The organism is Ruegeria sp. BE1 (assembly GCF_056538885.1).
Genome location: NZ_JBQFTY010000001.1, coordinates 728,150 through 741,335, shown reverse-complemented (window position 1 = coordinate 741,335; position 13,186 = coordinate 728,150). Strand labels below are relative to the sequence as shown.

Sequence of the window (13,186 nt, the reverse complement as noted above, 5' to 3'; positions counted from 1 at the left end):
GTGTGTCCGGATTCGGGTTTGGTGGCTCCGGTAGTTTGTAGAGGACGTGCGTCTGATGGTACAGAATAACAAGGTTTTGACCGTTTCCTATGGAACCTTCTCATGCACTTTGGAAGGCTTTGATGATTCCTTTGAAACGATGAAAGCGATTGCCGAGTATTTTCGCGATCTCGCCGCAGATGATCGTTATTTCGGCTCTGAACCACCGCAGCCCGATACTGAAATGTTGACCAAAATCGCACAGCGCGACGCCTCTCGAAAGGTTGAGGCGCGCGCAAACGAGGCCGGTTTCCTGATCCGCGCGACTGAACAGACCCCCGAAAGCGCACCGGATCTGAATGTGATCAACACCCCTGCCCCCTCGCAGCCTGTTTTCGCTGAACCGGTAGATGAGGCCGCTTCCCCTGCTGCTGACAGCATCGCGGCCAAGCTTCAGCGTATCCGGGCCGTTGTTTCACATTCCGAGGAAAACTCGGTCATCTACAGCGAAGACGAAGAAACGGCGCTGATGAAATCGACAGCAGGTCCGTCGGATGCAGTGGCCGCCGCTTTTGCTGCCGGCACGCTTGAGCCTTCCGATATGGACGACGCGCCCGCCGTCACGGCCCCGTTCAACAACTCACCCGACCCTGTCGACGCCGAGCCGGACCAGCCTGAGGTCGAAGAAGCTGAGGCCCCGACGCCGCCGGTCGCCGTCGAAGAGGCTCCGGCCCCTGTCATCGAAGAAGAAGAGACTGAGGTCGAAACCGCCGCCTCTGACGATCTGATGGCCGAAGCTGAGGCCGAGGTCGCGGATGATACCGACGAAGAGATCACCAACATTCTGTCGGATGTAGACGAGGATGAAACGGTCGAAGAAGCCGCAGAAAACGTTCTGACCGAAGAGGATGAGGTCGACCTGCTGGACGAGATTTCCAGCGTCGAATCCATCCTGGCCGAGCGTGCGGGCAAATCGAAGTCCGAAACAGCAGATATGGATCAAGACGTGTCGCGCCTGATGGACAAGGTCGGCGAACAGTTGGATGACCCGGACAGCAGCAGCACACGCGAAGCCTACACCCAATTGCGGACCGCCGTCGCCGTTACCGAAGCGGAGCGCAACGAAAAAGGTGTCGCCCGTCCGAGCAACGATGATGACGGATACCGCGGCGACCTGTCCTCGGTCGTCAGCCCGCGCCGCCCCGAAGTTCAGGTCACCAGCGCGCGCCCGCGCATCGACGAAGGCGCGCCGCTGAAACTTGTGGCTGAACAGCGCATCGACAACCAAGCGCAGGATGCGGGCCCCGTAACACCCCGCCGCGTAACGTCCGAAGCCGAAGGTGACGACGAAATCGCCGAGGAAGGTGGATTTGCCAAATTCGCACAAAAGCAAGGTGCGCAATCCCTGCCCGATCTACTAGAAGCAGCGGCGTCTTACCTGTCTTTTATCGAAGGACAGGAACAGTTTTCGCGCCCACAGTTGATGAACAAGATCCGCTCGCTCAAGCAAGAGGACTTTGACCGCGAAGAGAGCCTGCGCTCGTTTGGTCAATTGCTGCGGGATGGCAAGATCGAAAAAGCTGGTGGTGGGCGTTTTGCTGCGTCGACCCAGATCGGCTTCCGCCCGGATGACAAGCGCGCCGCCGGGTAACCCACACAGAAATCTAAGGAAAAATGGGCCGAGCGTTTGTTCGGCCCATTTCTTTTGCACTCAGGGGCCCGCCCTGCCCTCAATTCTGTGAAACTTCTATGCTGCAGCGCAGAAAAATGATAGGCTGACCGTTAAGGTAACGTCTGTTCCAGTGCTCGTTCAAACAAAGGCCATGCCATGTATGAACTCCCTATCCGACGTCTTCGAATCTACGACAAAGCCAGAATAGAAAGCCACTTCAACAGCTTGGACACCGACGCTCTGACGGCGCGTTTTGGGGTTCCTGTCAGTGATGCATTTGTCCATGGCTACCTTGAGGGTATTTTTGATCATTCAGCCTTGGTGTTCGGTGCATTCCCGGATTCCTGCCTGCGCGGGGTCGCAGAGTTGAGGGCCCTGCCGGACAGTCATCCGCACAAAGCCGAAGCCGCCTTTACCGTCGAGACTGTGTGGCAGGATCGCGGGATCGGGGATGCGCTGCTGTCGCGGATCATTGCGGCGGCCCGAAACCGTGGTTTCCGCGAGCTGCACATGCTGTGCCTGGCCACAAACCATAAAATGCGCCGACTTGCGTCCAAACACGAGGCCGATCTGAACCTAGTCCCCGGGCAGGTCGAAGCCACGCTGACAACACCATGGCCTACCCTGTTCAGCTTTGCCGAAGAGATGTCAGGCGAGTATCACGCCATGGCGCGCGCTGTCCTCACCTGGCCTGTGACGTCTCGTCAGGGCGATTAAGATCAGAACGAGTAGGCAAGCGCCGCAAATGGACCGGTCAGGATCAGGTCGATCACGTCCTGGCCTTCTTCGAAATCAACGCTCAGATGCCGGTATCCCCCTGACAGATCAACCCGATCTGTCCATTTCCAATTGGCCTGAATGACGGCCTCCCACTGGAAGTCGGAACCATACCCAAAGCCGCCGACGTTACCCATAGCCCCCACGGCCCAACGATCATTCAGAACCCGGCTGTAACGCCCGCCGATGATCGGATCCGTCCAGCTGCGGTCCGTTGATACGGTTCGGTTCAGCACCGTTGTCGACAAATCCAAATCCCAATGGCGCAGCCCGGCAAAGGTCTCAAATCTCGACCGGTCATCCGCGTAGATCGCATAGCTTCCTACGATCGACGACATGGTTCCTTCCAGCTCCCAATCGGCGAGCTCATCAAACGGTCCAAAACCGACCGTATCGGACAGGTCCAGATAGTTGAATTCCGCGCCAATCGCCCAGCGCCCGTTGCGCGCCTCACCCGCAATCAGAAAAAGGCCGTCCAGAATGTCGAAAATGGATTCGTTGCCATCGACCGGCGGATTGGGCCCAATATCCAGCGAGGTGCGAAACTCCGGCCCCCAGAGATAAGGAACGACGGTGTATTCCCAATCATTGGCCTGCACGGGCCCCGCGACCATCAAAGCAAGCGATGCGCCCAAAATCGATTTTTTCATATTCACCCAGCCTCTAAGCCGAAAAAGTGCCATTTCCCAAACGATTGGCACGCCCAATGAGGCCGGGCAATCCAGTAAATATTCAAGAACCCTGATCTGGGTCTTCTTTGCCAACACCCTTGAAGACGAACTTGAAGGGCAAGGCCCATATGACGCCAAGGGCAATATAGACCAGCAACTCCAGCCAGATCGGCGGGCGGTCCAACCAATTCACAACGGTCACCACCGCCACGATGTAGGCGGGCAGCCCGATCAGCAACAGCACCAGCGACCACCGCCGCCGGGCCTTATAGCTGAGGCCGGGCTTGTCGCCGCCGCTCATCAGTCCGCAAACGGGTCGGTCACCAAAATGGTGTCGTCCCGCTCCGGGCTGGTGGACAAAAGGGCAACCGGGCATTCGATCAGTTCTTCGACCCGGCGCACATATTTGATTGCGTTGGCCGGCAGGTCGGCCCAGCTGCGGGCCCCCTCGGTGGACTCGCTCCAACCGGGCATCTCTTCGTAAATCGGTGTGCAGCGCGCCTGCTGATCTGCAGCGGTGGGCAGATAATCCAGACGCTCACCGTCCAAATCGTAACCGACGCAGATTTTCAGCGTCTCGAACCCGTCCAGAACGTCCAGCTTGGTCAGCGAAATACCGTTCACACCGCTGGTGGCGCAGGTTTGGCGCACCAGACAGGCATCGAACCAGCCGCACCGGCGCTTGCGCCCGGTGGTGGTTCCAAACTCGTGCCCACGCTCACCCAGGCGCTGACCGTCGTCGTCGTCCAATTCGGTCGGGAAAGGCCCCTCACCCACACGGGTTGTGTAGGCTTTCACGATCCCCAGAACAAAATCGATCGATCCCGGTCCGATCCCAACGCCCGTTGCCGCTTGTCCCGCAATCACGTTGGACGACGTCACGAACGGATAGGTGCCAAAATCGATATCCAACAGCGCACCTTGCGCGCCTTCAAACAGAATACGCTTACCCGCCTTGCGCTTTTCATTCAGCACTTTCCAAACAGGCGCAGCAAAGGGCAAAATCTGCGGTGCAATCTCTTTCAACTGTGCAATCAGGCCATCGCGGTCAATCGGCTCCAGGCCCAACCCGTTGCGCAGCGCGTTATGATGCACCAGCGCCCGGTCTACCCGCAGCGCCAGTGTCGCATCATCAGCCAAATCAGCAACGCGGATCACCCGGCGCCCCACCTTGTCTTCGTAACAGGGACCGATCCCGCGACCGGTCGTGCCAATCTTGGCCACCGAGTTCTGGCTCTCGCGCGCCCGGTCCAGCTCACCGTGGAACGGCAGGATCAGAGGTGTGTTCTCTGCGATCATCAGCGTCTCTGGCGTGATCTCAACTCCTTGCGCACGGATGGTGCCGATTTCCTTGATCAGATGCCAAGGATCCAGCACGACGCCATTGCCAATAACGCTCAGCTTACCACCGCGTACAACACCCGAGGGCAGCGCATGCAGCTTGTAAACCTCACCATCGATAACCAGCGTATGCCCGGCATTATGCCCGCCCTGAAAACGCGCGATGACGTCTGCCCGCTCGCTGAGCCAGTCGACGATCTTGCCTTTTCCTTCGTCGCCCCATTGGGCGCCGACAACAACCACATTGGCCATATCCGGTCCTTTTGCGCTGAGTTATCAAACCTCGCTCGTATAGCGAGGAGAAAGCAGCAGGGAAACCGATAATTCGCCGCAGTCAGAAACCGCGCTGCGCGCGGTGCCTCCGGCGGGGATATTTTTAGACAGATGAAGAAAGGATCCCCTGCTTCATCTGTCCAGAAATATCCCGGGGGAGTCGCCCGGAAAGGGCGGCGGGGGCAGCGCCCCCTGCCCTAACCCTGTGCCAAATGCACCGGCTGGCCGTGAGGCGTTGTCAGATAAGCCTCCTCCCACGCAGAACTGAACGCAGTGACCTCGGTGGGTGTCGCAGAACCCTGTTCGTGCAGCAAATGTTCAAGCGTTTCAAGCCAGGCTTGAAAATAGTCGTCACCACCATCCAATTCCCGGTCCAGACCCCGGCGCTTGAGCGTTTGGGAAAACCGAGCCGCCCAATCGGGCCAGTCGAATCGGCCTGCTTCGTTCAAGGCCACGGTCACGGCAAACACCTGGGCGTGCCAGGGCTCGGCAAACACGGGTTCCGGGGCGGAATGGATGACGCATTCGCTCATGCCGGTTCCAGATAGCTTTGCCACAGGTCCAGAACGACTTCGTCGCCCGGATTTTCGGGGTCGGCCCAAAGTTCAGATGCAGGGAACACAACTGCATAGAGTGGCTCGGGGGCCTCGCCTAGCCTATGAGCGTTGGAATCCGGCAGCACATGCGTGCCGTGCAGGCGCAGAATGCGCCCCGTTGCACCCGATGCGTAGATCGGCAGGCGCGTATGACCGCCATCGACCTTACGATTTGCAGCCGGGTGTACCGTGCGCACAGTCTGACCAATCTCGAAAGCCGCAGGGATGTCCGAAGGCCGATCTGCCGGGCCGCCCTTGGCAAGGGCGGTGGCGACGGACTCGGCTTTGAGAACGCGATCAGCCAAGGGGTGCGGATCGTTGGTTTCCACCCCCGACAAATCCTCTCGGGTCAAAACGCCGGACTCAACCAACAGATCGGCAAGGCCCGAAATCCACTTTTCATAGTAGGAGAATCGCGCATAGTCCTTGGGCGACAACCTTTCACGCGCGTGGCGCGAGACGTCGATGTTCCACTGCCCCAGAAACCCGGCGGCGAGCGTTACGGCCAGTGCCCGACCGTGCCACTCTTCCGGGAAAATCGGGGCATCTTCGGCTTCGGGGTGAAGTGGGCCGTCGCCAAAGCGCCCCCCCATATCATGCACGCGGGTCATGCGGGCACCTTTGGCAAACCGGTGCCGATCATACTGTCGCGGGTCACAAGCGCGGCCAGTGCATCCTCACTGAACCCTTCGGTTCCTTCTGGTCGCATCGGCAGGATCAGATAGCGAATCTCGGCCGTCGAGTCCCACACCCGGACGGCGGTCTCGGCCGGCAGGATCACACCAAATTCAGCCAACACTTTGCGCGGCTCGCGCACGGCGCGGGCGCGGTAGGCGTCGGACTTGTACCAACCGGGCGGAATGCCCAGCAGAGGCCAAGGGTAGCAGCTGCACAAGGTACAGACGACCATATTATGCTGCTGAGGCGTGTTCTCGACGACCACGATATGCTCACCCTGCCGACCGTAGAACCCAAGATCGGCGACGACCGGCGTGGCATCTTCGAGCAGGGCGCGCTTGAATTCGGGATCAGCCCAGGCCCGAGCCACGACACGCGCCCCGTTCTGTGGCCCGATCTTGTTCTGATAGGTGTCGATGATTTCATCCAGTGCCGCCGGATCGATCAGCCCTTTCCGGGTCAGAATCGTTTCGAGCGCTTTGACGCGGAGCGCGGGCTCGGGCGGCAACAGGGCGTGCGGGTGGTCGTGATCGTCATGTGGCATGGGCGCAGGTTGCGCTACCATTCACCGATCTGTCCAGTCCCTTTGACGTGATACGGCCTATCACAGTGCGTGATGGAAACTCGTGACTTGCCCCCGATGGCAAACTTGCATAAGTACCACGCGATACACGCCACGCTGTACAGGACCACCATGGAAAACGTCGTTCTCATCATCCATCTTCTTCTGGCTCTGGGCCTGATCGCCGTCGTCCTGATGCAGCGATCCGAAGGCGGTGGCCTTGGCATGGGTGGCGGTGGCGGCGGCGCCATGACCGGCCGCGCGGCAGCAACGGCCCTGGGTAAGGTAACCTGGATTCTGGCGGCATGCTTTATCGTCACCTCGATCACGCTGACGATTCTGGCGGCTCAGAAATCCTCGGGCAGCTCGGTCATCGACCGTCTGGGCGTCCCCGCCCCGGCCGCGACCGAAGAAAGCGCACCGGCGGTTCCGTCGGCGGATGATCTGCTGCCTCCGGCACAGGGCGACGACGCGCCACTGATCCCTCAGGCCAACTGATCCACAAAACCTAGAAATACAAAAGAGAACTGCAACAGCATCTTGCGGTTCTCTTGCGCTATTGGCGCGAATCCTTTATGTGTGAAGTCCCGTGATGCAGCGGTTTTTTGTAAACCGTCGGGCAGCTGATTTTGACGTCTCACGGGAGCTAGCCGAACAACATGGCGCGTTTTATTTTCATCACCGGTGGTGTGGTTTCGTCCTTGGGTAAAGGACTGGCTTCGGCGGCTTTGGGCGCTTTGCTGCAGGCGCGGGGCTATTCGGTCCGGCTGCGCAAGCTGGACCCCTATCTGAACGTCGATCCCGGCACGATGTCGCCCTTTGAACATGGCGAAGTGTTCGTCACCGATGACGGGGCCGAAACCGATCTGGACCTTGGCCACTATGAACGGTTCACCGGCGTGGCCGCGCGCAAAACCGACTCGGTCAGCTCGGGGCGGATTTATTCGAATGTGTTGGAGAAAGAACGCCGCGGCGATTACCTCGGCAAAACCATTCAGGTGATCCCGCACGTCACCAATGAGATCAAGGATTTCATCGCCATCGGCGAGGATGAGGTTGATTTCATGCTGTGTGAAATCGGCGGCACCGTCGGCGATATTGAGGGCCTGCCCTTCTTTGAGGCCATTCGTCAGTTCAGCCAGGACAAGCCGCGCGGCCAGTGCCTGTTCATGCACCTGACGCTGCTGCCCTATATCAAAGCGTCGGGCGAGTTGAAAACCAAGCCGACCCAACACTCGGTCAAGGAACTGCGTTCCATCGGTCTGGCCCCGGATATTCTGGTTTGCCGCTCGGAAGGTCCGATCCCCAAGAAAGAGCGTGAGAAGCTCGCGCTGTTCTGTAACGTCCGTCCCGACAGCGTGATCGCGGCGCAGGACCTCAGCACCATCTATGACGCCCCGCTGGCCTATCACCGCGAAGGTCTGGATCAGGCAGTTCTGGACGCGTTCCAGATCAGCCCTGCCCCCAAGCCCGATCTGGCGAAATGGGAAGACGTCAGTGACCGCATCCACAACGCCGAGGGCGAGGTGAAGGTTGCCATCGTCGGCAAGTATACCCAGCTGGAGGACGCCTATAAATCGATCGCCGAGGCGCTGACCCACGGTGGCATGGCCAACCGCGTAAAGGTCAAGGTCGAATGGGTCGATGCCGAGGTCTTCGATACCGAAGACGCGGCCCCGCATCTTGAGGGCTTCCACGCCATCCTCGTCCCCGGCGGGTTCGGCGAGCGTGGCACCGAAGGCAAGATCAAGGCAGCGCAATACGCGCGCGAGCACAAAGTGCCCTATCTGGGCATTTGCCTTGGCATGCAGATGGCCGTGATCGAGGCCGCCCGAAACGCGGCGGGTATTGCCGAGGCTGGCTCCGAGGAATTCGACCATGAGGCCGGGAAAAAACGTTTCGAACCGGTGGTTTATCACCTGAAGGAATGGGTGCAGGGCAATCACAAGGTTGAACGCAAGGTCGGCGACGACAAAGGCGGCACCATGCGTCTGGGGGCCTATAACGCGGTTCTGGCCGAAGGGTCGAAGGTTGCGGATGTCTATGGTGGCACTCAGATCGAAGAACGCCACCGTCACCGCTATGAGGTGGACATCAAGTACCGTGAAAAGCTGGAAAAGGCGGGCCTGAACTTCTCGGGCATGTCACCGGACGGGCGGTTGCCGGAAATCGTCGAATGGTCGGATCATCCGTGGTTCATTGGCGTTCAGTACCACCCCGAACTGAAATCCAAACCGTTCGACCCGCACCCGCTGTTCCGCGACTTTGTGCGCGCAGCGAAAGACAGTTCACGTCTGGTCTGATCCCCGATCAATCACTGCATTGTGACGGCGGGCGCAAAAAAACCTATGAGCGCCCGCCCTTTCCACGGTTAACTGTCCTCACCCCAGTGACAGGAGACCGCCATGACCAATCAAATCACGCAAGCGGAAGACTTTGCTGCCCTGCATAAAAAGGGCGAGCCGGTCATCCTGTACAACATCTGGGACGCAGGCAGCGCGGGTGCCGTCCGCGATGCAGGGGCCAAAGCGATTGCCACCGGCAGTGCGCCCGTGGCCATGGCGCAGGGGTATGGCGATGGCCAAAACATCCCCATGGAGGCCGCGCTGGACAATGTCCGCCGAATCGTCGCGGCAGTTGACCTGCCTGTAACGCTGGATTTCGAAGGGGCCTATGCGGTCGACGTGGTCGGCGTTGCCGCCAATGTCCAGCGCGCGCTTGAGACAGGCGTGATCGGTTTTAACTTCGAAGACCAGATCATCGGGACCAGTGATCTCTATGACATCGAAACGCAGGAAGCCCGCGTGCGCGCCATGCGCGAAGGGTGCGATCTGGCCGGTGTTCCCGCCTTTATCAACGCCCGCACGGATATCTTCCTGAAGGCCAAGCCGGAAACCCATAGTGACGCGATGCTGGATGAGGCCATCGCGCGGGCCAAAGCCTATGCCGACGCCGGGGCCAGCGGGTTCTTTGCGCCCGGCCTCAAGAATGAGGCGATGATCGCCCGGCTGTGCGAATCGACCGATCTGCCGGTGAATATCATCGCCCTGCCCGGCACCCCCGACACCGCGACGCTGGCGTCGCTGGGCGTCGCGCGGATCAGTTACGGCCCGGTTCCCTATCGTCAAATGCTGGGATGGTTGCAGGAACAGGCCGCGCAAGCCTTGCAGGGCGGTTGATGCCTGCACCTTTGGATCGCGTTAGGCGTGTTTTCGCCTTGCCCGGCCAAAGACCGACAATTTGGACCTATGAGGGGTAGTCCGCGCTTGGCGGGCTACAAAATATGGAATATCCTCACGGTATGTTGAAGAAATTCTTGCAGGCTTTTCGCCCACCGCAACACGACAATCTGCCGGACCCGGACGCCGAACTGGCGCTTGGGGCGCTGATGGTGCGCGTGGCGCAGGCAGACCGGGACTACAAGCTGGAAGAAATCAGCCTGATCGACCGCATTCTGGCGCGGCTGTACCAGCACAACGCGATTGAGGCCGCCAAGGTCCGCGCAACCTGTGAAAAGCTGCATGCGGCGGCTCCGGATACCGACACGTTCGGCAAGCTGATCCGCGAGACCACCGATCTGCATGAACGTCTTGCCGCACTGGACGCCCTGTGGGAGGTGGTGCTGGCCGATGGCAATTCCGACGAGGGCGAGATGGAGATCGTGGAAGAGGCCCGTATCGCCATGGGCCTGAGCTTTAACGACAGCAAGGCCGCGCGCGAGCGTGTGCAAAGAAGCTTGGAAGAGCGTTAGAGCCCCTCTATATCTAACTCATGTTCAGTGATTTTCTGGCCCGGCTGACACAGCCCGCCCCCGCCCCACTTGCCGATGATGATGCCCGCCTTGCCCTGACGGCCCTGCTGGTCCGTATCGCCCGGTCCGACAACGATTACGCCGATACGGAAATGGCCCGAATCGACAAGATTTCGGCCGAACGCTATGGCCTGTCGCCGTTCGAAGCCGCAGCCCTGCGCGCCCGCGCCGAAGATCTTGAGGCCGAGGCCCCCGACACCGTCCGCTTTACCCGCGCCATAAAAGAGGCCGTTCCCTATGACGACCGTCTCGCCGTCGTACAGGCCATGTGGTCGGTCGCGCTGGCCGATGGGCAGCGCACCGGCGAAGAGGACTCGCTGCTGCGGCTGGTGGTCAGCCTTTTGGGTGTAAGCGACGTGGATTCGGCGCTGGCCCGGCAAAAGGCTGCAAAATCGTGATAGCTGCGCTGGGCATGTATGACATGCCCGCGCTACAGCCGGTGAATGACCGGTTCTGGTCACTGGTGCGCAGCCATCTGGGCTATGGGCCAGAGTCTCTGACCCGCGACGCAGATCCATGGCAAATCTGGCAACACCCCGCGCTTGTTCTGGCCCAAACCTGCGGAATGCCTTATCGCACCCGGTTGCACAGCACAGTGCGACTGGTCGGAACACCCGATTATGGTCTGGCAGGTTGCCCACCGGGCTATTACAGATCGATTTTCGTTGTCCGTCAGGACGATACGCGCGATTTGAATCAGCTGATCGCCGGTCGTTTCGCCTATAATGAGGTCCTGTCCCAATCCGGCTGGGCCGCTCCGATCGTGCACTTGGAACAGGCGGGGCAGCGCCCTGCTGCCTTTCTCGCCACAGGCAGCCATGCACAATCGGCCTGTGCGGTGTCATCGGGCAGGGCTGATGTCGCGGCTTTGGACGCGTTGACCTGGGAACTGCTGAAAGAGCACAGCACACTTGGCACGGATTTGCGCGAAGTCTGCGCAACACCGCCGACCCCCGCCCTGCCCTTTATCACCGCCAAGGATCAGGACGCGCCCCTGATCGCCCAAGCCCTGCGGGCAGCGATTGGTGATCTGTCTCAGGCGGACCGTGCAGCGCTGCATCTGCGCGGCCTGATCGACATTCCCGCCAGCGCTTATCTTGCGGTTCCCAATCCGTCCCAGGATTATACCACCGGGCCCAACCGCTGATCAAATTGAGCACTACGTTTGGTCAATTTGACTGTTTCAGCCCGCGATGATGTCAATTGCGCATTGCATTGCACCGATTTTTAAGCCCTATTACCGCACCAACACCGCTAACACATGGGCCCTTCGTGACAGATTCCACTCCCGTAATCGAAATCAAAAACCTCCACAAAAGTTTCGGCAATCTGGAAGTGCTGAAAGGGGTCGATATTACGGCAAGACGCGGGGATGTTGTTTCGCTGATCGGCTCGTCCGGGTCCGGCAAATCGACCTTGCTGCGGTGCTGTAACCTGTTGGAAGACAGCCAGCAGGGCGAGATTCTGTTCAAGGGCGAACCTGTGCGCTGGTCCGGGGATATGCACAACCGCCGCCCTGCAGACCCCAAACAGGTTCTGCGCATCCGCACCAACCTGTCGATGGTGTTTCAGCAATTCAACCTGTGGGCTCATTTGACCATCCTGCAAAACGTTATGGAGGCCCCGGTCACCGTTCTGGGCCGCGACCCGCAAGAGGTTGAGGATAGCGCGCGCCGGTATCTGGACAAAGTGGGCATTGGCGACAAGTGCGATGTCTATCCCGCGCAACTGTCTGGCGGTCAGCAACAACGCGCGGCCATCGCTCGCGGTCTGTGCATGGAACCCGAGGCGCTGCTGTTCGACGAGCCGACCTCGGCGCTGGACCCCGAGCTTGAGCAAGAGGTGATCAAGGTGATCAAGGATCTGGCGGCTGAGGGCCGCACCATGATCATCGTAACCCACGACATGAAAATGGCGGCCGATATTTCCAGCCATGTCGTGTTCCTGCATCAGGGCTTGATCGAGGAAGAAGGTCTGCCCGAAGATATCTTCACTTCCCCCGAATCCGAACGGCTTCGGGGCTTTCTATCCGCCACTCAGGCGGCTTAACTTCAGGACAGAAAACAAACTGGGGAGTATCCAATGAAAAAACTGATTCTGACCACTGCGGCCCTGGCGCTTGGCGCTGGTATGGCCATGGCGGACACCGTCCGTCTGGGCACCGAGGGCGCCTATGCGCCGTGGAATTTCGTCAACGACGCAGGCGAGATCGACGGGTTCGAACGTGAACTGGGCGATGAGCTGTGCAAGCGTGCCAGCCTGGATTGCGAATGGGTCAAGAACGACTGGGATTCGATCATCCCGAACCTGGTCTCGGGCAACTACGACGCCATCATCGCAGGCATGTCGATCACGGATGAGCGGGACGAGGTCATCGACTTTACCCAAAACTACACGCCGCCGGATCCGTCGGCCTATATCGCCATGTCCGACGGCGTTGATCTGGCAGGCGGCGTGATTGCCGCGCAAACCGGTACCATTCAGGCCGGCTATGTTGCCGATTCCGGTGCAACTCTGGTCGAGTTTGCCAGCCCCGAAGAAACCATCGCCGCTGTGCGCAACGGCGAAGCTGACGCGGTTCTGGCTGACAAATCCTTCCTCGCCCCCTTCACCGAAGATGGCTCGGGCCTGGTCTTCGTGGGTGACGAAGTTCCGCTGGGCGGTGGCGTCGGCATGGGCATCCGTGAATCCGATGGTGAGCTGAAAGAGAAGTTCAACGCGGCGATCCAGTCCATGAAGGACGATGGCAGCCTGAACACGCTGATCACCAAGTGGGAAGTGTCCTCGACCTTCTGATAACTCTGCGGCGCGCCTCCCCTAGGGCGC

General features: G+C 59.8%; 16 protein-coding genes. 10 read left to right on the top strand and 6 right to left on the bottom strand.

Annotation, left to right across the window (positions count from 1 at the left end):
- Positions 1 to 55 precede the first annotated feature (55 nt).
- Together ACR0J5_RS03710 and ACR0J5_RS03705 are read left to right on the top strand one after the other, a co-directional pair.
- Entirely contained in the window at positions 56 to 1,630 is a 1,575-nt protein-coding gene (locus ACR0J5_RS03710) for a hypothetical protein (RefSeq protein WP_480650528.1), read from the top strand.
- A gap of 177 nt (positions 1,631 to 1,807) precedes the next feature.
- Entirely contained in the window at positions 1,808 to 2,368 is a 561-nt protein-coding gene (locus tag ACR0J5_RS03705) for an N-acetyltransferase family protein (RefSeq protein WP_480650526.1), read from the top strand.
- A 2-nt stretch (positions 2,369 to 2,370) separates the two neighbouring features.
- Here the strand turns inward: ACR0J5_RS03705 and ACR0J5_RS03700 are convergent, their stop codons facing one another.
- From ACR0J5_RS03700 to nthA, 6 genes are all read right to left on the bottom strand, one after another.
- Positions 2,371 to 3,078 (bottom strand): porin family protein, encoded by a 708-nt coding sequence (locus ACR0J5_RS03700; RefSeq protein ID WP_480650524.1) that lies wholly within the window; start codon positions 3,076 to 3,078, stop codon positions 2,371 to 2,373.
- Positions 3,079 to 3,160: 82 nt separating this feature from the next.
- On the bottom strand, positions 3,161 to 3,400 hold the full coding sequence (locus tag ACR0J5_RS03695; protein ID WP_480650522.1) for a DUF2842 domain-containing protein: 240 nt from the start codon (positions 3,398 to 3,400) through the stop codon (positions 3,161 to 3,163).
- The gene (locus ACR0J5_RS03690; protein ID WP_480650520.1) at positions 3,400 to 4,692 is read right to left on the bottom strand and encodes an adenylosuccinate synthase; all 1,293 of its coding nucleotides are present in this window, start codon (positions 4,690 to 4,692) and stop codon (positions 3,400 to 3,402) included. Before ACR0J5_RS03690 ends, ACR0J5_RS03695 begins: the two co-directional genes overlap by 1 nt.
- A 218-nt stretch (positions 4,693 to 4,910) precedes the next feature.
- Positions 4,911 to 5,246 (bottom strand): nitrile hydratase accessory protein, encoded by a 336-nt coding sequence (locus ACR0J5_RS03685; protein ID WP_480650518.1) that lies wholly within the window; start codon positions 5,244 to 5,246, stop codon positions 4,911 to 4,913.
- Positions 5,243 to 5,920 (bottom strand): nitrile hydratase subunit beta, encoded by a 678-nt coding sequence (nthB, locus tag ACR0J5_RS03680; RefSeq protein WP_480650516.1) that lies wholly within the window; start codon positions 5,918 to 5,920, stop codon positions 5,243 to 5,245. The genes ACR0J5_RS03685 and nthB overlap by 4 nt, the downstream gene beginning before the upstream one ends.
- A complete protein-coding gene (nthA, locus tag ACR0J5_RS03675) occupies positions 5,917 to 6,531 on the bottom strand; it encodes a nitrile hydratase subunit alpha (protein WP_480650514.1) in 615 nt (204 codons plus the stop codon). Before nthA ends, nthB begins: the two co-directional genes overlap by 4 nt.
- Positions 6,532 to 6,681: 150 nt before the next feature.
- Here nthA and secG point away from each other — a divergent pair, with 150 nt between their 5' ends.
- From secG to ACR0J5_RS03635, 8 genes are all read left to right on the top strand, one after another.
- Complete coding sequence (gene secG, locus ACR0J5_RS03670; RefSeq protein WP_480651433.1) at positions 6,682 to 7,047, top strand: preprotein translocase subunit SecG; 366 nt, start codon at positions 6,682 to 6,684, stop codon at positions 7,045 to 7,047.
- Between the two features lie 161 nt (positions 7,048 to 7,208).
- Positions 7,209 to 8,852: a CTP synthase gene (locus ACR0J5_RS03665; protein ID WP_480650512.1), complete on the top strand. Its 1,644-nt coding sequence runs from the start codon at positions 7,209 to 7,211 to the stop codon at positions 8,850 to 8,852.
- Positions 8,853 to 8,954: 102 nt separating this feature from the next.
- Entirely contained in the window at positions 8,955 to 9,728 is a 774-nt protein-coding gene (locus ACR0J5_RS03660) for an isocitrate lyase/PEP mutase family protein (RefSeq protein ID WP_480650511.1), read from the top strand.
- A 122-nt stretch (positions 9,729 to 9,850) separates the two neighbouring features.
- On the top strand, positions 9,851 to 10,300 hold the full coding sequence (locus tag ACR0J5_RS03655; RefSeq protein ID WP_480650509.1) for a tellurite resistance TerB family protein: 450 nt from the start codon (positions 9,851 to 9,853) through the stop codon (positions 10,298 to 10,300).
- Positions 10,301 to 10,320: 20 nt separating this feature from the next.
- Positions 10,321 to 10,758, top strand: a complete 438-nt coding sequence (locus ACR0J5_RS03650) for a tellurite resistance TerB family protein (protein WP_480650507.1) — start codon at positions 10,321 to 10,323, stop codon at positions 10,756 to 10,758.
- The gene (locus ACR0J5_RS03645) at positions 10,755 to 11,507 is read left to right on the top strand and encodes a phosphate/phosphite/phosphonate ABC transporter substrate-binding protein (protein WP_480650505.1); all 753 of its coding nucleotides are present in this window, start codon (positions 10,755 to 10,757) and stop codon (positions 11,505 to 11,507) included. Before ACR0J5_RS03650 ends, ACR0J5_RS03645 begins: the two co-directional genes overlap by 4 nt.
- Positions 11,508 to 11,632: 125 nt before the next feature.
- A complete protein-coding gene (locus ACR0J5_RS03640; RefSeq protein ID WP_480650503.1) occupies positions 11,633 to 12,409 on the top strand; it encodes an ABC transporter ATP-binding protein in 777 nt (258 codons plus the stop codon).
- Between the two features lie 33 nt (positions 12,410 to 12,442).
- Positions 12,443 to 13,156: a transporter substrate-binding domain-containing protein gene (locus tag ACR0J5_RS03635; protein WP_480650501.1), complete on the top strand. Its 714-nt coding sequence runs from the start codon at positions 12,443 to 12,445 to the stop codon at positions 13,154 to 13,156.
- Positions 13,157 to 13,186 lie beyond the last annotated feature (30 nt).

Bases quoted from the DNA above. Each gene is read 5' to 3' on its own strand.
- ACR0J5_RS03710 (WP_480650528.1), top strand. From the start codon at position 56: ATGGTACAGAATAACAAGGTTTTGACCGTTTCCTATGGAACCTTCTCA.
- ACR0J5_RS03635 (WP_480650501.1), top strand. From the start codon at position 12,443: ATGAAAAAACTGATTCTGACCACTGCGGCCCTGGCGCTTGGCGCTGGT.
- ACR0J5_RS03705 (WP_480650526.1), top strand. From the start codon at position 1,808: ATGTATGAACTCCCTATCCGACGTCTTCGAATCTACGACAAAGCCAGA.
- ACR0J5_RS03655 (WP_480650509.1), top strand. From the start codon at position 9,851: ATGTTGAAGAAATTCTTGCAGGCTTTTCGCCCACCGCAACACGACAAT.
- ACR0J5_RS03660 (WP_480650511.1), top strand. From the start codon at position 8,955: ATGACCAATCAAATCACGCAAGCGGAAGACTTTGCTGCCCTGCATAAA.
- ACR0J5_RS03685 (WP_480650518.1), bottom strand. From the start codon at position 5,246: ATGAGCGAATGCGTCATCCATTCCGCCCCGGAACCCGTGTTTGCCGAG.
- nthA (WP_480650514.1), bottom strand. From the start codon at position 6,531: ATGCCACATGACGATCACGACCACCCGCACGCCCTGTTGCCGCCCGAG.
- secG (WP_480651433.1), top strand. From the start codon at position 6,682: ATGGAAAACGTCGTTCTCATCATCCATCTTCTTCTGGCTCTGGGCCTG.
- ACR0J5_RS03690 (WP_480650520.1), bottom strand. From the start codon at position 4,692: ATGGCCAATGTGGTTGTTGTCGGCGCCCAATGGGGCGACGAAGGAAAA.
- ACR0J5_RS03700 (WP_480650524.1), bottom strand. From the start codon at position 3,078: ATGAAAAAATCGATTTTGGGCGCATCGCTTGCTTTGATGGTCGCGGGG.
- nthB (WP_480650516.1), bottom strand. From the start codon at position 5,920: ATGACCCGCGTGCATGATATGGGGGGGCGCTTTGGCGACGGCCCACTT.
- ACR0J5_RS03665 (WP_480650512.1), top strand. From the start codon at position 7,209: ATGGCGCGTTTTATTTTCATCACCGGTGGTGTGGTTTCGTCCTTGGGT.
- ACR0J5_RS03695 (WP_480650522.1), bottom strand. From the start codon at position 3,400: ATGAGCGGCGGCGACAAGCCCGGCCTCAGCTATAAGGCCCGGCGGCGG.
- ACR0J5_RS03650 (WP_480650507.1), top strand. From the start codon at position 10,321: ATGTTCAGTGATTTTCTGGCCCGGCTGACACAGCCCGCCCCCGCCCCA.